Source organism: Listeria cossartiae subsp. cayugensis (assembly GCF_014229095.1).
Classification (GTDB): Bacteria; Bacillota; Bacilli; order Lactobacillales; family Listeriaceae; genus Listeria; species Listeria cayugensis.
Map to the genome: position 1 here is coordinate 97,240 of NZ_JAARZC010000001.1, position 22,062 is coordinate 119,301.

Annotated in this window: 19 protein-coding genes, 4 pseudogenes and 1 riboswitch; of the genes and pseudogenes, 20 read left to right on the forward strand and 3 right to left on the reverse strand. The window is 38.3% G+C overall.

The features are described from left to right. Positions 1 to 201: 201 nt before the first annotated feature. Positions 202 to 1,468, forward strand: a pseudogene (locus HCB49_RS00425) (MrcB family domain-containing protein). After that, positions 1,425 to 2,507: a threonine aldolase family protein gene (locus tag HCB49_RS00430; RefSeq protein WP_185603745.1), complete on the forward strand. Its 1,083-nt coding sequence runs from the start codon at positions 1,425 to 1,427 to the stop codon at positions 2,505 to 2,507. Before HCB49_RS00425 ends, HCB49_RS00430 begins: the two are co-directional and overlap by 44 nt. A gap of 57 nt (positions 2,508 to 2,564) precedes the next feature. On the opposite strand, the pseudogene HCB49_RS00435 reads toward HCB49_RS00430, so the two are convergent. Beyond that, positions 2,565 to 2,947: pseudogene (locus HCB49_RS00435) on the reverse strand (DUF1433 domain-containing protein). A gap of 174 nt (positions 2,948 to 3,121) precedes the next feature. Here HCB49_RS00435 and HCB49_RS00440 point away from each other — a divergent pair. The 5 genes from HCB49_RS00440 (at position 3,122) to thiE (ending at position 7,047) form a co-directional block, all read left to right on the forward strand. Continuing rightward, positions 3,122 to 3,907 (forward strand): ChbG/HpnK family deacetylase, encoded by a 786-nt coding sequence (locus HCB49_RS00440; protein WP_185603749.1) that lies wholly within the window; start codon positions 3,122 to 3,124, stop codon positions 3,905 to 3,907. A 30-nt stretch (positions 3,908 to 3,937) separates the two neighbouring features. Continuing rightward, a riboswitch (TPP riboswitch) is annotated at positions 3,938 to 4,043 on the forward strand. An 86-nt stretch (positions 4,044 to 4,129) separates the two neighbouring features. After that, the gene (tenA, locus tag HCB49_RS00445) at positions 4,130 to 4,804 is read left to right on the forward strand and encodes a thiaminase II (RefSeq protein WP_185603751.1); all 675 of its coding nucleotides are present in this window, start codon (positions 4,130 to 4,132) and stop codon (positions 4,802 to 4,804) included. After that, entirely contained in the window at positions 4,797 to 5,606 is an 810-nt protein-coding gene (thiM, locus tag HCB49_RS00450) for a hydroxyethylthiazole kinase (protein ID WP_185603753.1), read from the forward strand. Before tenA ends, thiM begins: the two co-directional genes overlap by 8 nt. After that, the gene (gene thiD, locus HCB49_RS00455; RefSeq protein ID WP_185603755.1) at positions 5,603 to 6,406 is read left to right on the forward strand and encodes a bifunctional hydroxymethylpyrimidine kinase/phosphomethylpyrimidine kinase; all 804 of its coding nucleotides are present in this window, start codon (positions 5,603 to 5,605) and stop codon (positions 6,404 to 6,406) included. The genes thiM and thiD overlap by 4 nt, the downstream gene beginning before the upstream one ends. After that, positions 6,403 to 7,047, forward strand: a complete 645-nt coding sequence (thiE, locus tag HCB49_RS00460) for a thiamine phosphate synthase (protein WP_185603757.1) — start codon at positions 6,403 to 6,405, stop codon at positions 7,045 to 7,047. The genes thiD and thiE overlap by 4 nt, the downstream gene beginning before the upstream one ends. Before the next feature lie 25 nt (positions 7,048 to 7,072). On the opposite strand, the gene HCB49_RS00465 is transcribed toward thiE, so the two are convergent. Beyond that, positions 7,073 to 8,488, reverse strand: coding sequence for a glycoside hydrolase family 1 protein (locus HCB49_RS00465; protein ID WP_185603760.1), 1,416 nt, complete (start codon positions 8,486 to 8,488; stop codon positions 7,073 to 7,075). Between the two features lie 306 nt (positions 8,489 to 8,794). Between HCB49_RS00465 and HCB49_RS00470 the strand changes: the two genes are divergently transcribed. The 9 genes and pseudogenes from HCB49_RS00470 (at position 8,795) to HCB49_RS00515 (ending at position 14,156) form a co-directional block, all read left to right on the forward strand. Beyond that, a complete protein-coding gene (locus tag HCB49_RS00470) occupies positions 8,795 to 9,454 on the forward strand; it encodes a GAP family protein (protein WP_185603761.1) in 660 nt (219 codons plus the stop codon). Between the two features lie 215 nt (positions 9,455 to 9,669). Continuing rightward, a complete protein-coding gene (locus HCB49_RS00475; protein WP_185396643.1) occupies positions 9,670 to 10,062 on the forward strand; it encodes a PH domain-containing protein in 393 nt (130 codons plus the stop codon). Positions 10,063 to 10,158: 96 nt separating this feature from the next. Then, entirely contained in the window at positions 10,159 to 10,497 is a 339-nt protein-coding gene (locus HCB49_RS00480) for a hypothetical protein (protein WP_185603763.1), read from the forward strand. 45 nt (positions 10,498 to 10,542) lie between these two features. Then, a complete protein-coding gene (locus tag HCB49_RS00485) occupies positions 10,543 to 10,728 on the forward strand; it encodes a hypothetical protein (RefSeq protein WP_185603765.1) in 186 nt (61 codons plus the stop codon). A 96-nt stretch (positions 10,729 to 10,824) separates the two neighbouring features. After that, positions 10,825 to 11,717: pseudogene (locus HCB49_RS14315) on the forward strand (LXG domain-containing protein); the annotation flags it as partial. 3 nt (positions 11,718 to 11,720) lie between these two features. Continuing rightward, positions 11,721 to 12,101, forward strand: coding sequence for a hypothetical protein (locus tag HCB49_RS00500; protein WP_003723188.1), 381 nt, complete (start codon positions 11,721 to 11,723; stop codon positions 12,099 to 12,101). 171 nt (positions 12,102 to 12,272) lie between these two features. Next, a pseudogene (locus HCB49_RS00505) lies at positions 12,273 to 12,407 on the forward strand (inorganic pyrophosphatase); the annotation flags it as partial. 57 nt (positions 12,408 to 12,464) lie between these two features. Next, complete coding sequence (locus tag HCB49_RS00510) at positions 12,465 to 12,653, forward strand: DUF6440 family protein (RefSeq protein ID WP_185480787.1); 189 nt, start codon at positions 12,465 to 12,467, stop codon at positions 12,651 to 12,653. Positions 12,654 to 12,734: 81 nt separating this feature from the next. Then, positions 12,735 to 14,156 (forward strand): InlB B-repeat-containing protein, encoded by a 1,422-nt coding sequence (locus HCB49_RS00515; RefSeq protein WP_185603768.1) that lies wholly within the window; start codon positions 12,735 to 12,737, stop codon positions 14,154 to 14,156. Positions 14,157 to 14,201: 45 nt separating this feature from the next. Here the strand turns inward: HCB49_RS00515 and HCB49_RS00520 are convergent, their stop codons facing one another. Beyond that, the gene (locus tag HCB49_RS00520) at positions 14,202 to 15,728 is read right to left on the reverse strand and encodes a class I adenylate-forming enzyme family protein (RefSeq protein WP_185603770.1); all 1,527 of its coding nucleotides are present in this window, start codon (positions 15,726 to 15,728) and stop codon (positions 14,202 to 14,204) included. 236 nt (positions 15,729 to 15,964) lie between these two features. On the opposite strand from HCB49_RS00520, the gene HCB49_RS00525 reads away from it, so the two are divergent. From HCB49_RS00525 to HCB49_RS00540, 4 genes are all read left to right on the forward strand, one after another. Continuing rightward, on the forward strand, positions 15,965 to 17,479 hold the full coding sequence (locus HCB49_RS00525) for a flavocytochrome c (protein WP_185603772.1): 1,515 nt from the start codon (positions 15,965 to 15,967) through the stop codon (positions 17,477 to 17,479). 233 nt (positions 17,480 to 17,712) lie between these two features. Beyond that, positions 17,713 to 18,729: an oxidoreductase gene (locus HCB49_RS00530; RefSeq protein WP_185506618.1), complete on the forward strand. Its 1,017-nt coding sequence runs from the start codon at positions 17,713 to 17,715 to the stop codon at positions 18,727 to 18,729. Positions 18,730 to 18,927: 198 nt separating this feature from the next. Next, positions 18,928 to 20,613 carry a molecular chaperone HscC gene (locus HCB49_RS00535; protein WP_185603774.1) on the forward strand — a complete coding sequence of 562 codons (1,686 nt, stop codon included), beginning with the start codon at positions 18,928 to 18,930 and terminating at the stop codon, positions 20,611 to 20,613. Beyond that, positions 20,610 to 22,040, forward strand: coding sequence for a molecular chaperone DnaJ (locus HCB49_RS00540; protein ID WP_185603776.1), 1,431 nt, complete (start codon positions 20,610 to 20,612; stop codon positions 22,038 to 22,040). Before HCB49_RS00535 ends, HCB49_RS00540 begins: the two co-directional genes overlap by 4 nt. Positions 22,041 to 22,062: the final 22 nt, after the last annotated feature.

Here is a 22,062-nt window from a genome sequence, read left to right on the forward strand (position 1 = left end):
ATAGCTGAATTATTAAAAAGAAGAGAATTTAACTCCTAATTTTAAATTTTATCTATGAAACTATTCTTTTGAGGATTCCTCAGGAGAATAGTTTTTTTGTTAAAAAGATGCTTTTTATAGTTAAATTCACAACAAACTTATATTCTTAGGTATAATATGTATGAGAAGATGAAAATACATATTATAAAAAGGATGTTTATGATGAACTTAGTAGCATTATTAAAATACATGCAGGAGAATTACGGGGAGCAGAAATCTAATTATTCATTTAAAAAAAATAAAGTGGCAAAAAAATTTAAAGAAGAAGTAAAAGTAGCATTACCAGCTTTGGTTTTAGGTGATGAATATAAAATTTCAGCATCTGTAGGAAAAGGACAATGGGCTACTATTCCATGGATTGCAGTACATGATAAAGATGTTAGCACAAGCGTACAGAGGGGATTTAATTTAGTCTATTTATTTACAAATGATTATCAAGGCGTATATTTATCATTGAATCAAGGGTATACATTTGTAGATAAAAATTATAGTAATGCAAATTTAGCGTTAAAAAAGGTAGGTGATTTTTGGCGTGAGAACCTATCCTTATTAATTAATACAAATGATTTTACTACTGAGCAAATAATATTGGAGAGGAAAATAGAGAGAAAGAATAGATTGATGAACGGATATGAGGATGGAAACATTTATAGTAAATATTATGATATTTCTCAGTTGAAAGAGTCTGAGAATGATAATTTGATACAAGACTTAGTACATATGCTTATGGTTTTTAAGGAATTAAAAACACATCTGGTTCCAAATTCAGAAGATCAAATTAAAGCTACAATCGATTTCATTCTAAATAACGGAATTTATAGCGAATTAAGCGAAAAAGCAAAATCAGAGAAAATCGTTGAAATAGAAAAAAAGCGTAAATTAGTTTTAGGTAAAGAAGAAACGCATTCAAGAAATTCGGTGGTTAAAGAAGAAAAAGTGCCTTACATCACCAAAAGAGATTATGCGAAAGAGGCTATTAGAAATACGGAAAAAGGATTGCAAGGAGAGTATTTGGTAATTAATTATGAAAAAGAGCGGCTAATAAAGAACCCTATTACAAAACCTTATGCAGATAAAATCACTCATGTTGCTGAAAGTGGTGATGGGCATGGATATGATATTATTTCCTATGATATAAATCCAGACGCGCCAAATGAAGTAATAGAGATTTATATTGAAGTTAAAACAACAACTGGAAATAGAGATGCTCCATTTTATTTATCAGATAATGAATTAAATGTTGCAAGAATAAAAGGTGAGCTTTATAGGGTTTATCGGGTATATGATTATAATACAGCACCAAAACTGAAAATTATTGATAATTTATTCGATGCGACCTTAGAAATAAAACCAATCAATTATATCGTAAAAAGGAGTGAACCAAAATGACAAATACACTAAAAACCAGCTACCAACAAACACCTTATAACCTAGGCGGGAATGGTCCACGCAATGTAGGTGTTTTGACAGAAGCACTTCAAAATATTGATGATAATCTAGAAAGTGATATTTACGGAAGCGGTGCAGCTATTGAAGATTTTGAAACAAAAATCGCGAAAATTCTCGGGAAACAATCTGCGGTATTTTTCCCAAGTGGGACGATGGCTCAGCAAATTGCGTTGAGAATCTGGGCGGACCGGAAAGAGAATCGACGCGTGGCATATCATCCGCTTTCGCATTTGGAGATTCATGAGCAGGACGGGCTAAAAGAGTTGCAGCAAATCACGCCAATATTGCTTGGGACGGCGAATCGACTTTTGACAATTGACGATATTAAAAGCCTTCGTGAGCCGGTTTCTAGTGTGCTTATCGAACTTCCACAACGAGAAATTGGTGGACAGCTGCCTTCTTTTGAAGAGCTTGAGGAGATTTCGGAGTATTGCCATGGAAAAGGTATTTCGTTGCATCTGGACGGGGCGCGGTTATGGGAAATTACGCCGTTTTATCAGAAGTCTGCGGAAGAAATTTGTGCGCTGTTTGATAGTGTGTATGTGTCGTTTTATAAAGGGATTGGCGGGATTGCTGGGGCGATTTTGGCTGGGAATGATGATTTTGTGCAAGAGGCGAAAATCTGGAAACGTCGGTATGGCGGGGATTTGATTAGTCTGTATCCGTATATTTTGTCCGCAGATTATTATTTTGAAAAACGGATTGGGAAGATGGCGGAATATTTTAAGGCGGCGAAAGGGTTGGCTGAGCGATTTAATTCGTGTCTAGGCGTGAAGACTGTGCCGGAAGTTCCGGTTTCTAATATGTTTCATGTTTATTTTGATAAGTCGGCTGATGAGGTTGGGGCGATTTTGACGAAGATTCAGGATGAAACTGGAGTAGGGATTTCGGGGTATTTGCAGGAGAAATCGGCGGATGTTTGTGCGTTTGAGGTTTCGATTGGGGATGCTTTTGCGGAGATACCGGTGAAAGATTTAGAATCAGTTTTTGAATGTTTGAAGAAGGAACTTAGACTATAAATTTGGATATGAAAAGACAAGCTATTTTCTATATTAGCTTGTCTTTTTGAGTAGGAATTATATTTTATTTTGAGTGATTATTTGATTTTAATTCGGATAGGATTTTATCAATTGTCTCTTGGTACCTATAAGGATGTCTCCTCTTTTTCTATAATTTCATCGTAACCTTTTCTAGGTTCTTTAAACATTTTATCAAGTTCTTCAGAGCAACTAAAAATTTTGACGTCTTTCCCCGCAGTAAAACTCAGATTTTTATCATTATTTATGTATCCATCAATACTTATGCCAATAGGATTAAATTCTTCATTGGTGAAAGTAACTGTATTAAAATCTGGAATATTATATTTAAGATATATTGTGACTTTTTCTTTTTGGTCATTAAAAAAAGCTTGGTTCTCTTGATTTTTTATAAAAAGGAATCCGCCTAGTATAGATAGCATGGTGACAATGACTAGTATAATAATTTTAGTTTGTTTTGACATAAGAGGCCTCCAACAAAGATGACTTATACTCAATATTTTATCATATTTTTTATGTTAAACGGGATTTGCCTTTGCGTATTTTAGGATTATAGATATAATAAAAATGAATATTTCAGTAAAAGGAGGTTCCCCATGCCAAAACTAATCATCGACGCAGACGATTTCGGTCTATCCAAAGCTATCAACCACGGCATCATCGAAAGCTACAAAACCGGCATCACCACATCCACTTTACTCATGCCGAACCTAGAAACTGCTGAGCACGCAATCACGCTCGCAAAAGACTACCCAAACCTATTCATCGGGCAACACACAAACTTTCTTCTCGGAAAACCGTGCGCGGACCCAGAGGAGATCCCGTCACTCGTCAACGAAAACGGGGAATTCCATCGTTCCAAATATTACCGCGCCAACCCAGAGCTGAAATTCCAATACGAAGATGTGCGTACGGAAACCATCGCTCAAATGGAACGGTTCAAAGCGCTAACGGGTCACTACCCAGAGCACATCGACTGCCACTCAATCGGTGATGAAACGGTTGACCAAACTTTCTTTGATATCGCGCGCGAGTTCGGGATCCACACGACTTTAAAATACAGTGGAGATAAAAAATGGCCGGAGCAGGAAGGTTATTTGCCAATCACTAAACTACTGGAATCAGGCGCACTCCCATACACAAACGGCGGTGTCTCGGTTGAGAACTTCCTTAATGATGATTTCGGTTTACTAAAACTGGCACCAAACGAAATCGCAGAGATGCATTTTGACGTAGGTTTTTTGGATCAATTTGTGCTGGATAATTCCTCCTACACGTTGATGCGGTGCCGGGAACTTGCGACGATTTGTGATGTGCGGGTGCGAGATTGGCTTCGTGAAAATGGGTTTGAGCTCATTTCTTTTGGGGATTTACAGCGTTAAAACTCTATGTTATGATAAACGCAACTTAATAAGAAAAACTGGGGGGGCCGATTCTGGCTGAGATTGGAAGGTAATGCTTTCTGACCCTTTGAACCTGTTTGTTAGTGCAAGCGTAGGGAAGTGAATGTGAAAGTGACCGGAAAATTTATCGCGGCTGCTGTTTCTTTGCTTATGCTAAGAGACAGTGGGCGCTTTTTTTATTGTTCAAAAGGAGGAATTTGAATGTTTGTTCACGGTTTTCAAGAAGAAGTAGGGGATTTATGGCAAGAAACGTTGCAGCATCCATTTGTGCGGAGTTTGGCGGATGGGACGCTTGAGAAGGAGGCGTTTTACTATTATTTGCTCCAGGATGATTATTACTTGTCGCATTTTGAGAAGGTGATTGAGAAAAGTGTTGCGCAGGCGGGGACGGCGGAACTTGCTGCGGAAATGAGGGAAGTACAAAGGCGGCTTCGGCAGTCGGAATTGTTGATGCGCGAACAGTTTTATCCGCGGGTTGGGCTAACGGAGCGCGATTTTTCCGAGCGCAAACCGGCGCCAACAGCTTATCATTATACTTCTCATCTTTACCGGATGGCGGATTTTGGTAGTTTTGGGGTGACGATTGCTTCCCTTTTGCCGTGTTATGCGCTTTATGCGGATATGGGGAAAATGTACGAAGGGGCGCGGAGTTCGGAGCCATTTTATCAAGAGTTGTTGGATAGTTATGTGGATGAAAATTATCAACAAGTGGTGTTGCAGCAGAAGCGGTTGGTGGAACAGGCGGCGAGTATGGCGGATGCTCGGGAACTGGCCCTGATGAAACAGGCTTTTCAAATTAGTGTGGAAATGGAATGGGCGTTTTTTGATATGGCTTATAAAAAACAAAATTGGCGTGGGAGTGTGAATTATGTTTGATTTTATGACGTTGGAAAAGGTGCAGGAAAGAGGGCCGTTGGTGCATAATATTACGAACATCGTGGTTGCGAATGACTCGGCAAATGGGTTGCTTGCGATTGGAGCATCACCGATTATGGCTTCTGCGAAAGAGGAAATGGATGAACTTGCGAAAATGGCGGATGTGCTCGTGATTAATATTGGGACGCTGGACGGTGAACTGGTGGAAGCGATGAAAATTGCTGGACGTGCGGCAAATATCGCAGGAACGCCGGTTGTGCTTGATCCGGTCGGTGTTGGCGCGACTTCATATCGTCGTAAAGTGGTGCAAGAATTGTTGGCAGAAATTCAGTTTGCGGCGATTCGTGGAAATGCGGGAGAACTGGCGGCGATTGCTGGGGAAGCTTGGGAAGCGAAAGGCGTGGATGCGGGCGTTGGGTCGACGGATGTGCTGAGCATTGCTGAAAAAGTGGCGAACGAATGGAGCACGGTTGTTATTATTAGCGGCGAAGTGGATGTGATTTCGGACGGAACGCGTTTTGCTAAAGTGGCGAATGGTAGTGAGTTACTTCCAAAAATTACTGGTTCTGGTTGTTTGCTGAGTGCAGTTTGTGGTAGTTTTATTGCCGTTCAGGAAGATGCTTTTCTAGCTAGTGTCGAAGCGTGCGCGAGTTATGCGGTGGCTTCTGAATATGCGGAAATGGAGTTAGAAAGGAAACTTCCCGGCTCTTTTCGACCATTATTTTTGGATGCGTTGGCTTGCTGGTCGGTAGAAAAAACTCGGGCCAAAGCTAAAATCCAAGAAAGCGGTGAGCACAAATGACTTTCCCACAAGTGTTAACGATAGCTGGTTCGGATTCAGGTGGCGGCGCGGGGATACAAGCGGATATCAAGACATTTCAAGAGCGCAAGACCTTTGGCATGTCCATCATCACGGCAATTACGGCGCAAAATACGCTAGGGGTAAAAGCGGTGCATAAAATCCCTGTAGAAATGATTCGCGAACAGTGCGACGCGATTGCAGAGGATTTCCAAGTGAGCGCCGTGAAAACTGGAATGCTGGCGGATGCAGAAATTATCCGGGAAGTGGCGCGGAATATACGTTTGCATAACTTCGCAAATCTCGTCATTGATCCCGTGATGATTGCGAAAGGCGGCACGGCTTTGCTTGAAAACGAGGCGACACAGGTTTTGAAAGATGAACTTTTGCCGCTTGGTAAGATTATTACGCCGAATATTCCAGAAGCCGAAGAAATTCTCGGTGAAAAAATTACAACGAAGGCTGAAATCGAACAAGCTGCTAAGAAAATTTTTGATTTAGGTGTAAAAGCAGTCGTCATTAAAGGTGGGCATAGCGAAATGAGTGAGGCGGCTGATTTTTACTATGACGGCGAAACGACAAAATGGCTTACGAGCGAGCGCTTCGATACTCCACATACCCACGGAACAGGTTGTACTTTTTCGGCATGTATTGCAGCTGAACTTGCGAAAGGGAATTCGCTTTTAGACAGTGTCGTGGTTGCGAAAGAATTTATCACGAGTGCGATTAAATATCCGCTTGGAATCGGTCACGGTCATGGCCCGACGAACCATTTTGCATATCGAATGGAGGACGGCAAATGAGAGCTGAATTAGCTGTATATTTTATCGCAGGAACGCAAGATATTGTGCGCGGAACGTTGCCAAGTGTGTTAGAAGAAGCACTAAAAGGCGGAATTACGTGTTTCCAATATCGCGAAAAAGGAGCCGGCTCGCTCCAAACCACATCAGCAAGAAAAGAAATGGCGCTAGAATGCCAAAAATTATGCGCAAAATATCAAGTGCCATTCATTATTAACGATGATGTCGCTTTAGCCATCGAAATCGGCGCGGATGGTATCCATGTCGGGCAAAACGACGAGGAAATTCACCAAGTTATCGCGAGTTGTGCTGGGAAAATGAAAATCGGACTTTCGATTCATTCAGTTAGTGAAGCGGCAGAAGCGGAACGACTTGGTGCGGTAGATTATATCGGAGTTGGTCCCATTTTCCCAACGATTTCAAAAGCGGATGCAGAGCCAGTGAGTGGAACGGCAATTTTGGAAGAGATTCGCCGGGCTGGAATCAAGCTACCTATTGTCGGAATCGGCGGGATTAATGAAACAAATTCAGCTGAGGTTCTTGCAGCAGGCGCGGACGGAGTATCGGTCATTTCAGCGATTACTCGGTCGGATGATTGCCACTCCGTTATCAAACAATTAAAAAACCCAGGCTCTCCCTCCTAAAAAGGCAAACCTGGGTTTCTCATTTTTATAAATCTTCACCATTGGTAGCGATAACGTTCTTGTACCAATCAAAACTTTTCTTCTTATAACGATTTAGCGTACCTGTGCCGTCGTTGTTGCGATCAACATAGATAAAGCCGTAACGTTTCTTCATTTCAGCAGTGGAGGCACTAACAAGGTCAATACAGCCCCATGAAGTGTAACCCATCAGCTCAACGCCGTCTTTAATTGCTTCTTTCACTTGCGATAAATGGGCGCTCAAATAGTTAATACGATAGTCGTCATTTACTGTGTAGTTGCCGTTTTCGTCTTGTTCTAGTTGATCGATAGCGCCAAGACCGTTTTCTACGATGAAAAGTGGTTTTTGGTATCTATCCCAGAATTCGTTTAGGACAACGCGTAAGCCTTTAGGATCGATTTGCCAACCCCATTCGGATGCTTCTAGGTAAGGGTTTTGCACGCCTCCAAGGATGTTTCCTGCACCAGCTTTACGTTTCGACTCGTCAGCTGTTTCAGTTGTGCTCATATAATAGCTGAAGGAAATGAAATCTACTGTGTTTTTAAGGATTTCTAAGTCTTCTTCTGTTACGTCTAATTCAATATTATTCTCTCTGAAATAGCGTTTCATGTAGCCAGGATAAGCGCCGCGAACATGAACATCAGAGAAGAAATAGTTTTTGCGCTCTGCTTCCATAACAGCAATAATATCATCTGGGTTGGAAGTTAGCGGATAAGTTGGCATTGCTAGAACCATACAGCCGATTTGAGCTTCTGGCATGATTTCGTGACCAATTTTTGTAGCCAGCGCGCTCGCCACAAGTTCGTGGTGGACAGCTTGGTATAGGTCTTTTTGAGATAATTTATCTGGGCTTGTAGAAATACCGCCGCTCATGAATGGTGCGTGTAAAATGGAGTTGATTTCATTGAATGTTAGCCAATATTTTACTTTACCTTTATAGCGATTAAATACGGTGCGGACATAGTTTTCATAGAAGTCGATCATTTTTCTATTTACCCAGCCGTCGTAAGTTTTCGATAGGTGAAGTGGTGTTTCATAGTGAGATAAAGTGATTAGTGGTTCAATATTATGTGCTAGAAGTTCATCGAATAAATCATCGTAAAATTGTAGTCCTGCTTCGTTTGGCTCAGTTTCGTCACCATTTGGGAAGATACGGGACCAAGCGATGGAAGTACGGAAAACCTTGAAGCCCATTTCAGCAAAAAGTTTCACGTCATCTTTGTAGCGATGATAGAAGTCGATTCCTTCTAATTTTAAGTTATCTGGTGTTGGACCGTCAGTAATGTGACCGAATCCGCCTTTTGGAGTAACATCTTGAACGGAAAGTCCTTTTCCATCAACGTTGTAAGCGCCTTCGAATTGATTTGCGGCAGCAGCTCCACCCCATAAAAAGTCGGCTGGAAATCCTGTATTTGTATGCATGTTAAAAACTCCTTTTCTACATTTTAAAGTATCTATAAAAAAAACCAAATACTTTTCTAAATACATGCAAAAAAACATGGTACTTAGAAAAATATTTGGTTATGCCCGGCTTGCGTCGGTAACATTCCGCTTTATAGTTAAAATATAGCAAACATAAGCGGGATAGTCAATGGAAACAGCCAACCAAAACTCCTCCTGGGAAAAAAGAATTGTTTGTTAGTGAGGATTAGGGGGAAATAGGTAAAAGGAATGGTGTAATGAGGATTAAGTCCTCGTTCGAAGTAAATAGATAGAGGAGGAGTCAACGTGGGATCAGCGTTTTCAGCTATTTTGTCACCGGCAGTGGGGATTTTGATTAGCCCATTTCCAATTGTAGGTCTAATTTTGATTTTACTTAGTAACAAGGCGCGAATTAACAGTATTTTTTATACGGTAGGTTGGATTGTCGGGAATATTGCTATTTTCTTTATCGGTTTATTCTTAATGAGTTCGGCGGTCAGTTCGTCCGGCGATCAGTCAACCTTAGTCAAAGTGGTACTTATTGTGCTGGGGGCTTTACTTATACTTCTCGGCGCACATGATTTTACAAAACGACCAAAAAACGGGCAGAAGGCTGCAACTCCTAAATGGTTTGAAAAAATGAGCAATATTAAACCGGGCGGAGCGATGATTTTTGCGTTTGTGCTTTCGGCAGTGAACCCGAAAAATATGTTACTTTCACTTACGGCAGGTGTGAGCGTTGGGGCGCTGAATTTATCTGGAGGGCAAGAAACAACAGCGACGATTATTTTTGGAGTTATCGCATGTTGTTCGATTTACATTCCGACGATTGCATTCTTATTAGCGGGGAGTCGTCTTAATAACGTATTAGATAGTACGCGCAAATGGCTTATCCAAAACAATTCCGTAATTATGGCTGTGTTGTTCTTATTTATCGGTCTTAGTGTCATTAGTAAGGCATTTTAAAAATTGAAATAGGCTACTTTTTCTTAGACAAGAAATTAGTAGCCTGTTTTTTTCGTTGTTTTTGCCGAGATAATTCACATAATATCTACATACTCTAATAATCCTGTATGATATTATGAAGACACTTATTTAGTTAATAAAACATGTTCAGCTTTGAACTATAGAAATGGGATTTTTCCGAATAAGAATATACAACAAAAAAAGGATGGATTTAAATGTTCGATAAATTGATGGGAAAAGCTGCTATTGTTTCGGAATCTTCATACGGAATTGAAAGATTTTTAGAAGAAGATGAACAAATTATTCAAATATTCAAGTTTATAAGAGATGAAGTAATTATCACTACTAAAGGGATTTTCAATGTAGACGCACAAGGTATTACAGGAAAAAAAGTAGAGTACAAATTCTTCCCGAAAAAGGCGTTAAAATATGTTTCTATTGAGACTGCTGGAACTTTAGACCGCGATTTCGACTTGAAAATCGGCGTTGACGGCAACACAGTTGTGACGCAAAACACTTCTTTCTCCGCTCCAATTTCCTTAAAAGTGCATAAAAATGACACGGAAATGGGCTTTGCGCTTTATAAAATGATTAAAGAGATGTTATAAGATTTTAAATTAGGTGATTATTGGAAGAGAAGGCGGGGTTCTGTCTTCTCTTTTATATATATTAAAAATACGAACGTTTTCTTTTGGAGGCATAATATGGATGAATTTACACTGAAATGGCTAGATGAGGAGGAAAGTATCATTCTTTTGAACGGATTTGATACAGGTTTTAAAAGGATACAAAATCCTGAAAATGAACAGAATTTAGTCGAAATGATTAATAATAATCAAACTGAATTATATGTGAATCGAGAACGCGATCGTCTTAATCCGTTAGATATTTCTTTTCCAGATGAATGGGAATCTCATTATCATAATCACATTAGTTTTTTGGAGGAAGATAGCCAAAGCAATTATACTAATGGTTATTTTTATTTTGTGACAGTTTATCAAAGAGGCGAAGATAGGTTAGTGGTCTTTAAGGATAGTCATTAAAAATGTTCAATAAAATAGATGGGAAATGGATAAAAGAGGTGAATAATGAAAAAAATAGTAGATGATACATTTTTAGTTTTTGGTATGGTGTTTGTTTTCTTGCTAATAGCATCTTATTTTCTCCCGATTGGTAAAATCATAGAAGATGGTAGAGCCTTTCTTATCATTTTTTTCATTTTGGATGTTGTAGGGAAATATTTACTGAATCAGAAAAGAGAAAAAAATAAATAATAAAATCTTTATTCATTTTGGAGTTAAATATAAAAAGTCGTGCCAGTTCATCAGTACTGGCGCGATTTTTTTGGTTAAATTAAATAGTTTTGAAAAGAGAAAACAGGCAGCTATTCCGTGCCGAAAAGTGCGACAGCTAGCTTGCAACTCATGAAAAAAGCACTAGATACAGCTCGGAAGGAAAACGATAAAGACCCATTTCCTGATGGTTTTGAAGATTACACCGTTTTGGCTTATACTTATATCAATGATCAAGGTGAAACGGTTACGATGTGGCTGTTGGAGCGGGATGGAAAACGGGTAGAAAACAAGGAATTACAAGATTTCTTAGAAAACATGGTCAGGAATTAGACCCACTTCTTTATACAAACCTTTCCGGGGAAGAACTAGAACGAAAAGTGAATGATTCTTGGAAAGAGGGTATCAACTATTTAAATGGTCAAAAAGTATCTGGATTTTCTGGAGCCACACTGCGGTCATCCGCTTATGTGGCTAGTATGAAAGATTGGACAGATGATGCTGGATTGACATATATGGCATTAGGTTTAGGATTTGGGATTGCAGCAGCTAGAAATAAGCCTGTGATTAAAGAAAAATTAAATCCTGCCGAAACGAAGCAAACGGTAAATGGTGAGAAATGGAATAATTATTTTAAAGAAAAATATGGTGCGGGGAATGTTCAATGGAAGCCTAGTTCATTTGAGGATATTATAATAAATCCAGAAAGATTGTATGGAAGTACAAAAAAAGAAGTTAGGCAGATGTTGGGAGAAGGCTGGAAAGAGGAAACATATGAATCTGCAGGTAATGGTTGGAAATTTACTAATGAAGGAGATGTAATGGTATTTTACCACCCTGGAGAAGGAATACACAAAGGTTCCTATTATGGATTCTCATCAGGAGACACTGGTAAAGTAAAAATTGTTGGAAAAGATTATATAGATTTTTCAAAAGATAAAGCAACAATTATAAAATTTGGTGGTGAATAAAATTTGAAAAAGTTAACTGTAGGTGGAAAGTTTGATTGGTACATAGATACTTTAGAAAAAAGTGGTATGTTCATTTTGGAATTATCTAATGAAGAAATAGAAACGTTCATTTTTGAAGACTTCATAGTTGGAGTTACCTCTTTTTTTAGTAAAAACAATTTGAGTGAACTGAAGGCAAATGAAATAATTGATGAAGATATGGAAAAAAATGCTTATCTTCTTAGAGAAAAAGTACTAAAAATTGATAATACGGATTTGTGGAATATTAATAGCGTAAGACAAAGTTCAGAGTGGCTAGATATATTTAGAAGGTCTGATGAATTGAAGCGTCAACTTAAGGAAAGATGGTCTGATGAAGAAATAGAGTATTTGAAAACATTATAATGATTATATGTTAATAAATGAAATAACTAAAAAAATTAACAACAGAACAATTTTTTCAATAATAGCTTTTTTCTCTAAATGTTTTAGGTATGGACATAATTAATTTATCCGACGAAGAAATTGAATGTGAAAATAATTAATTATATAGCAGTTTCTTTTCGATTGTAGACGGTGATTACTCGGCATGATGATGTGGAAGATAAATGGGTAGTCGCAACTCCGAATGAGAATTTCAGCGTAGAGGAAATTAGGGAGAAAGTGCATTTTATCGAACAATATTTTGATTCGGAAATTGAATTAATTTAGATTGAAAACAAAATTTAGGTAAAACGTGTAATTCTCAAAATAAGGAGGCGAAAACTAATGGAAGAAAGATTCGAAAAAATATATACGCAAGGAAAACTCAATATCATGGAAATTTGGGTTGATAAAGAAACAGGCGTACAGTATGTATACCATATGACTGGTTATGCTGGCGGGATGTCACCGCTTTTGGATGCAGATGGGAAACCGCTACTTGCTGATTTATCTAAGCTTAAAGACGCTGAGTAAAGCAAGGGAAATCACTCAAGTTTTTCGCCAGCAAAAAAAGGGAATTAACTATTAATAAATTTTTTTGTCAGGAGGAGCAAGATGAAATACAAGGGGAAGCTGTTTTTGTATGTCATTTTAACACTGTTGATTGTTGGGACGAGTGCACTTTTTAAAATAGATGCACGGGCGGCTGCAATACCACCTGCTGCGATTGATCAGATTTTTCCAGATGAAGCTTTGGCGAAAGGGATTCAAAATGTGTTAGGGAAATCAAGCCCGGCAGATACGATTACGCAAACGGAATTAGATACGATAACGAGCTTAGACGTTACGGCAAAAGGAATTCACTCATTAGTTGGGATGAATTATGTAACGAATCTAAGCTCTTTTTCTGTAGCGAATAATCAAGTGAGTGATCTAGGTCCGCTTGCGAATTTGACTAAATTAGCATGGCTCGAGTTGACGGGGAATCAAATTGGAAATCTGGCACCACTTGCTAATTTGACAAGTCTCACAAGTCTTTTTTTGGCGGGTAATCAAATTACAGATGTCAGTGCGCTCGCGGGTTTAGGGGACTTAGTGTTACTAGATATTAGCCAAAATAAAATTAGTGATATTCAGCCCCTAAACAGTTTGACAAAATTGTCTACTGTTCAAATGGAAAAGCAGCAAATTGTGAATGAAGCGCTGGATTTTGAGACGCCATTAACGGTGCCTATTACGGTTAAAAACATTGCGGGTCAAGCGATTGATCCGAAAAATATTAGCGATAATGGGGTGACTAATTATCCGAATATCACGTGGACGTTGCCGAGTTTTATTGATAAGGTGAGTTATGACTTTAATGAGTTGGATACGGTTGGGAATGCGACGAATACTTTTAGTGGAACTGTTGAACAGCCGCTGACGCAACATTTTATGGCAATTTTTGATATTGATGGGACGGAAACGAGTATGCGTGTGGAAGCGGGGACGCTTATAGCAGAACCGGTAACACCAACGAAGGAAGGATATACGTTTACAGGTTGGTATGACGCGGAAAATGGGGGCAATCAATGGGACTTTGCAACGGACAAAATGCCGGCGAATGATCTAACTTTATATGCGCAATTCAAGATTAATAGCTACAAAGCAACTTTAAAAGTGGACAATGCGATTTCTACGCAAATGGTTGAATATCAAGGTTTGATACAAGAGCCAGCAACGCCGCAAAAGGCTGGTTATACGTTTATAGGTTGGTTTGATGCTAAAACTGGAGGCAATCAATGGAATTTTGCATCGACTAAAATGCCAGCGCATGATGTTACTTTATATGCGCAGTTTAGTAAGGATGCGAGTCAAGGCGGGGCTGGCTCTGGAACGGGTGGAAATGAACAGGTGAGTAATGGCGAGCCAAGTGTTGGAAATCAGCAATTAAGTAACGAGAAACTTCCCGGAACTGGTGATAGCGGATGGCTACCAACATCACTGATTGGCGCAATTATTGCAGCAATCTCATTACTAACACTACGAAAAAAATAAAGCAAAAAGGCAACTGCATAACAAAGCAGTTGCCTTTTTCAAAAGTTATTTCTTCAATTCTCGTTCCATCTGCAAACGTTGTACTTTCATTGTCGCAGTACGAGGGATTTCGTCGTATTTCATTACCATCGGCTCGTTCATGTGTGGTAAGTCGGAAACAGCTTTCCACCATGCGTCCCAGTTCATTTCGCCGTCATTATGAACAGCGATAATTGGTTGCGGGCTACCATTTTCACCGCGGATGATAACAACTTCATCTAGGAAAGTAAGCGTATCAAGCAGTTTATCTTCAATCGCAAGTGTGCTATCAATCGTTTCAACTAAATCAACTTGGCGATCTTGCAAGAATAAGCGACCTTGCTCATCTTTCATACCGTAGTCGCCGCTGTCCCACCAAGGACCGTATACATTTTCTTCAAAACGAGCTTCTTCTTTGTAATAAGTAAGTGCGCGTCCTTTGGAGAGCATTTGGATGTTGCCGCTAACGCCAGCTGGGACAGGGTTTCCGTCTTGGTCGACGATACGAACTTCTGTTAAGCCCGGTACCCCAATTCCCATATCACGCGCATTTAGCGTTTCAATAGATTGCAATGTATGACCACGTAAAATCATTGGGCCACATTCACTTTGACCATAAATTTGTAAGAAAATTGGTTTTTTATATTCAGAAGTACGAAGGAAAACCGCCATTGTTTCTTTATTGATTGCGTCAAAAGTAGAATGATAAAATTTGATGTTTTGGAATACGTCTGGTTTTTCGCGAGCAAGGGATGCCCATTGAACAAAATGGTTTGGATGCGTTTCAAGCACATAGGGTTTATATTCGCGTAGTACTTTCTCGATATTCTCTTTGGATGGGTTCGCAATTGGTAGTAGCGGGAAACCAAGTGACATCAAGGAAGATACGCCAATGTTAAAGCGAGAATGTACTGGTGAAATATGGAAAGCTACAAGTCCTCTTGGTTTGATGAAATTAAGGATGCGTCGTTGGTATTTCGTTCTCCAGCCCATCGAATTCGCGGAGTGAGCAATTAATTTTGGTACGCCGGTTGTTCCGGAAGTATGTGTCATGTAAGCAATCATGTCTTTTGGCAATTCTTCTTGTTCGCATGTGTAGCCGTCTAGTGGTGCTTTAAACAATTGTTCAGCATTGATCAATCTAGCATCTGGCAAATTGTTTAATTGGTGACTTTTCTCGGAAGTTTCGGAATCAAAAAGTAACCAAGGTTGGTCTAATCGATTAACAAAAATATCGATAGTGGACGCTGGAAGATGTGGAGAAACCATGATTGGTACAGCTCCAATATAAGAAATCGCAACTGCTAAAATATAGGAATCGAATTTGGCAGATTTATAAACGATTACTTTTTCTTCTTTGCGAACACCGAATTTATGTAGATGAGCAGCTTTTTGAATAATAGCTTCTTCGCATTTTTTGTAAGTTGTGTGCAGGCCTAATTCTGGAAAAGTTACAAGCTCTTCATCAAAATGGATTGGCATTTCTGGATAGCGTTCGGCAGCTTTTTTGAAATTGGTATAGAGATTAAGCGGTTCGTACTTTTTTATCGTCATATGGCGAGACTCCTTTAATATTTGATGTTGTTATTATATCACTTTGTCGAAATAATGAGGAGTAGTTATAGAAAACATTTACATCTTTGTAAAAAAGTCTGTAAATTGCTTTTTTTCTTATTTTGAAAAATCCTGGAGATACCCTGTAAAGATATCCCGATTAGTGCTATAATATGTTAATATAATCACAAACTATTGGGTTAGGGAAAATTTTTCAAAAAAGTGGAGGTACAAAAATGAAAAAAAGGTTAGCTACAACACTCATCATGCTACTATCACTTGCACTAGTCATTGCAGGTTGTGGCAGTAACAACTCAAGTAAAAGCGACACAACTAAAGAAAAAGAGAAAACAGAAGTAACATCGGGAGCATCAAAAACTAGCTACACAGATCCATCTGAATTAAAAGATAAATACGATATCGTTATTGTTGGTGCGGGCGGCGCAGGGATGTCAGCAGCACTAGAAGCAAAAGCGAAAGGTATGAACCCAGTAATCCTTGAAAAAATGCCATTAGCAGGCGGAAACACAATGAAAGCCTCTTCTGGTATGAATGCATCTGAAACTAAATTCCAAAAAGAACAAGGAATTAACGATAGCAACGACAAATTTTACGAAGAAACATTAAAAGGTGGTCACGGAACAAACGATAAAGCTATGCTTCGTTTTTTCGTAGACAATTCCGCCAGCGCGATTGACTGGTTGGACTCCATGGACATTAAATTAAACAACTTAACTATTACAGGCGGAATGAGCGAAAAACGTACACACCGTCCGGAAGATGGTTCAGCTGTTGGTAAATACTTAGTAGACGGTTTACTAAAAAATGTTCAAGAACAAAAAATCCCAGTTTTCGTTAATGCCGACGTAAAAGAAATTACGCAAAAAGACGGCAAAGTAACTGGTGTTAAAGTGAAATTAAACAATAAAGACGAAAAAACAATTAGTTCAAACGCAGTAGTTGTAACAACTGGTGGTTACGGAGCTAATAAAGATATGATTGAAAAAGAACGCCCAGACTTAAAGGGCTATGTAACAACGAACCAAGAAGGAAGTACTGGCGACGGTATTAAAATGATTGAAAAACTTGGTGGAACTACAGTAGATATGGACCAAATCCAAGTTCACCCAACAGTTCAACAAGATAAATCTTACCTTATCGGTGAAGCAGTTCGTGGCGAAGGTGCCATTTTAGTTTCAGCGCAAGGTAACCGTTTTGGCAATGAGTTAGATACACGTGATAACGTAACAGCTTCTATCAACAAATTACCAGAAAAAACAGCGTACCTAATTTTCGATGCAGGCGTTAAAGAACGCGTAAAAGCGATTGCGCAATACGAAGAAATGGGCTTTGTTGAAGAAGGTAAAACAATTGATGAATTAGCTGGTAAAATTAATGTTTCCAAAGAAAACCTAGCGAAAACAGTAGCTACTTGGAACACAAGCGTGAAAAACAAAAAAGATGAAGCATTCGGCAGAACAACTGCGATGGATAATGACTTATCTAAAGCACCATATTACGCAATCAAAATCGGCCCAGGAATCCACTATACAATGGGTGGCGTAAAAATCAACACAAATACAGAAGTTTTAGACAAAGACGGTAAACCAATCACTGGCCTATTTGCTGCGGGAGAAGTAACAGGTGGCTTACACGGGGAAAACCGTATTGGCGGAAACTCTGTCGCTGAAATCATTATTTTCGGACGTCAAGCTGGCGACAAATCAGCTGAATTTGTTAAAGCACAATAAAAATTTCTTAACCAATAGTAACTGTGATTAATGGAACTTTAAAACTTGCTAAGACGCTTTAAATAGACGTTTTAGCAAGTTTTTTATTGGCTAAAAGGAGCAGGAATGTAGTACTATGGAGAGGTGAGGAATGAAATTATGATTGAATATGATGGATTTGCCCTCGGTATAAGTACTTGTACAAACTTTTCTTAGCGAAAGCGGTTAGTTTGTTAAAATAAGGAGGAAATAATATGTTGAAAATGGGTTTTATCGGTAACGGAAAAAGTACGAATAGATATCATTTACCGTTTATTTTGGAGCGGGATAATATTGAAGTGAAGACGATTTATAACCGCAATCCTAAAACCGCCACATGGGATAAAATTGAAGGTGTCCACTACACAACAGACTTAGACGAGCTATTAAAAGACCCAGAAATTCAATTAATTACTATATCTACAACACAAAGTTCTCACTATGAATATGCCAAAATGGTATTAGAAAACGGCAAAAATGTGCTTGTTGAAAAACCATTTATGATGACTTACGACGAAGCAAAAGAAATTTTTGAGCTTGCTAAAGAACGCGATTTACTTGTGCAATGCTACCAAAACCGTCGTTTCGATTCCGATTTCCTTACGGCGCAAAAAGTCATTGAAAGCGGGAAATTAGGTGAACTTTTGGAAGTGGAAATGCATTATGACTATTTCCGTCCAGAAATTCCAGAATCTGTGCATGAATTTAAATTTTACGACAGCTACTTATATGGTCACGGCTGCCACACAATCGACCAAGTACTATCTTACTTCGGCAAACCGGACCACATTCATTACGACGTGCGCCAACTGCTCGGCGAAGGACGCATGAACGATTATTTCGACCTTGATTTATATTACGGCGTAACAAAAGTATCCGTAAAATCCAGCTATTTCCGCATAAAAGCCCGTCCAAGCTTTGTTCTTTACGGCAAAAAAGGAACATTTACAAAAGAAACAAAAGACCGTCAAGAAGAACATTTAAAACTATTTTACATGCCAAGTAACCCGGACTTTGGAATCGATTTACCAGAGCATTACGGAACGCTTACGTATGTGGATGATGCAGGAGTTTGGCACGAGGAGAAAGTGATCTCTGAGGTTGGCGATTATGGCCGCGTATACGATGATTTGTATGAAGCGATTATTAATGGGAAACCGAAACAAGTGACGGATGAAGAGACGTTGCTGCAAATGGAGATTTTGGAAAAAGGTGTCGAGAGTTGTAAGTAATAACGAAGTGTCCGCGGGAGTAATCTCGTGGGCTTTTTTTGTGCAATAGAACAATTTATTTCTGCAAAAAAACTCATTTTGTGACAATTCAATGAACTTTTGAAACGCATCTCATTTTTAACTTGATTCTTGCTATACTTAATTAGATAAGTAGAGTTATATAGAAATAAAAAGATACATACAACGGGAGGAAGCAGAATGACAACATTAGGGATAGACTTAGGAACATCAAATAGTTTAGTAGCATATTGGAATGAGGATAAAGCTGTATTGATACCAAATGTATTTGGAGAGGTGTTAACGCCATCTGTGGTCGGTGTAGATGATAACGGTGAATTTTTAATTGGTAAAATTGCTAAAGAACGTCTAACTTCGCACCCGGACAAAACAGCGGCAGTTTTTAAAAGATTTATGGGTACAGAAAAGAATTATTACTTGGGTAAGCAAGCTTTTTCTGCCACAGATTTATCTAGTTTTGTTTTAAAATCTTTAAAAGCAGATGCAGAGAAATTTTTGGGTGAGACTTGCACAGATGCAGTTATTAGTGTGCCTGCCTATTTTAATAATTCACAACGAAAAGCAACAATTGATGCGGCCTTTTTAGCTGGGTTGAAAGTAGAAAGATTAATTAGTGAGCCAACCGCGGCTGCAATTGCTTACGGAATCCACGAACAAAATGATACAACTTTGATGGTAATTGATATTGGCGGAGGCACTTTTGACGTTTCGATTTTGGAAATGTTTGATGGTGTCATGCAAGTAATTGCGATTGGTGGAAATAACTATTTAGGTGGCGAAGATTTTACAAGTGTTATTATTGAAGATTTTTTGAGTAAAAACGACTTGAAAAAAGATGATTTGTCTGCGGAAGATTTTGCATCACTTTATAAACAAGCAGAAGATGCGAAGAAGTCTATTTGTCACGCGAAAACAGGTGAAATAACGTTAAATGAGATAAATTATACAATAACAGAAAATCAATTTGAGATAATTAGCCAACCATTAATTTTAAAATTACGCGAACCAATCATTCAAGCTTTAAAAGATGCTGATTTAAAACCGGTTGATATTGAACAAGTAGTACTTATCGGTGGGGCTACAAAAATGCCGATTATTAAAAGTTTTACAAGTAAATTTTTAGGCAAGATACCTTTTATGCACATCAATCCTGATGAAACAGTGGGGCTTGGCGCTGCAGTTCAAGCGGCCTTAAAAGAACGCCACGAGTCACTGGAAGAGTTCGTATTGACGGATGTTTGCGCGCACACGCTCGGCACGGAAATAGTAAAGGAGATTGGCCCTAACAGATACCAAGAAGGTATTTTTTCACCAATTATTGAGCGGAATACAACGATACCAGTAAGCCGTGTGGAGAATTATTATACGATTTCGGATAATCAATCTCATATAGAATTTGGAGTATATCAAGGAGAAAGTAGAAACGTTAAAGATAATCTTAAACTTGGAGAATTACTAGTCTCACTACCTCCAGAAACTAAGGCAGGATCTAAAATGGAAGTGCGCTTTACCTATGATAAAAATGGAATTCTTGAAGTATTAGTAAAAACAGTAGCTACAGGAGAAGTAAAGCAGCTAATTATTCAAAATAATCCGGGGGCAATGTCAAAAAAAGAGTTGGAAGAACAATTAGAAAAATTAAGTCATCTTAAAATACATCCGCGGGATCGTTCTGAAAACCGACTTTTACTTGCAAGAGCAGATAGAATATATCAAATGTCTTTAGGTGAAAGACGAAGATTTATAGAATTCTTAATCGCTGAGTTTGAACAGGTAGTTGAAACACAAGATGAGAAGAAAATAGAGGCTCAATGTGAGAAGCTTAAACAACAACTAGCTGAATTTGAAGGAGTGAACTGGGATTGACAGTTTGGGAAATACTACAAATAGAAAAGACAACAGACAAACGTGCAATCAAGTGTGCTTATGCCAAAGCACTCAAATATACACATCCAGATGACGACCCAGCAGCTTTTCAAAAATTAAAAGAGTCCTTTGATATAGCTTTAAAATATCAAGAATCTGATTGGGATATGGACGATTTCGAACCGATAGTATTTTCGGTGGCTGATGATGAATATAATACGGATGAGCAAACTGCGAAAAAACCACAATTGCAACTTGAACCACTAGAGCTAGAAGAGAAAGAGCCTTCTTTTATGGAACAATTGAATGTTGTTTTTGCGAACTTTAGTGAGAGGATAAATATTGAAGTTTGGCGTGATTTACTCCAAACAGATAGCTCGTTTAGTATGGATGGATATGATAGTAATAAGACGTATTTAGCAAATTTTATAGCTGAAAATGCAATGTTTCTTCCAAAAGAGATAATTAAATTAGCTTTTGAATTATATAATTTGGATGAAATAGTTTTAAATAGCTTTAATGAGAGGCTCGCAATAAACTTACGTAATGCGAAGAACCTTCCGCCATTTTCTTTTGAGGCATTAGAAAACTTGGATGAACACTCACGGAATACATTTATTATGACGCGCTATGCCGCTTATAATTGTTTAGAGCGACGTGGTATAGAAAGTCACATTAAACGAGCAAAAATCATTTTTGCTAGCGATCCAGATCTTGAACTGATAGATATTATTAGTAGTACAGGAAAACTTAATCAAGCAACAATTTTAAAGAGAATCAATCAATTTATTGAAAAAAATTCAGAAAACCCAACAGCTCGCATGTATCGATTGTTTCTTAATCAAAAAATGAAAAATCCAATTAATCTGGATGATTTAGAATATGCTCTGTTGGACACGTATTTCTCGGTTCCTAAAGAGAATGAGTTTTTTGATGACATCATTTACCATGTAGATAAAAATAAGTTATTAGGTTTCATTTATTTCGATTTAAAAAAATATTCTATGGCTTATAGTTATTTAATCAAAGCTGCTGATACGAGCGTGAAATCGGTTAGAGATAGAATTGCTTTTTGTTTAAAATTAGATTTAAAAAGAGAAAAAGAAACAACCAAAAATAAAGCACGAATTCAAGATATTTCGACTGAACTAAGCTTTTACTCAATATTTGCATATGAACTATGGTATTTGAAATTGCGGCCAAAAAATGTATTCAGTGTATTGTTTAGTATGGCGAAAGTAGCTATATTGATTATGCTTTTAACTTCAATCTTTGCAGAGGACCTTAATTTTTGGCGAGTATTTTGGATAATTTTTTTAGGTAATACTATAGGCGTACATTTACTTTTCAGGAAAAACATATGGATAAAGTATAGAGATGAAAATAGAGAGGAATATTATCGAAATAAGTTTGCTAATATTAAATAATTATATTAAACAAAAGATGCCC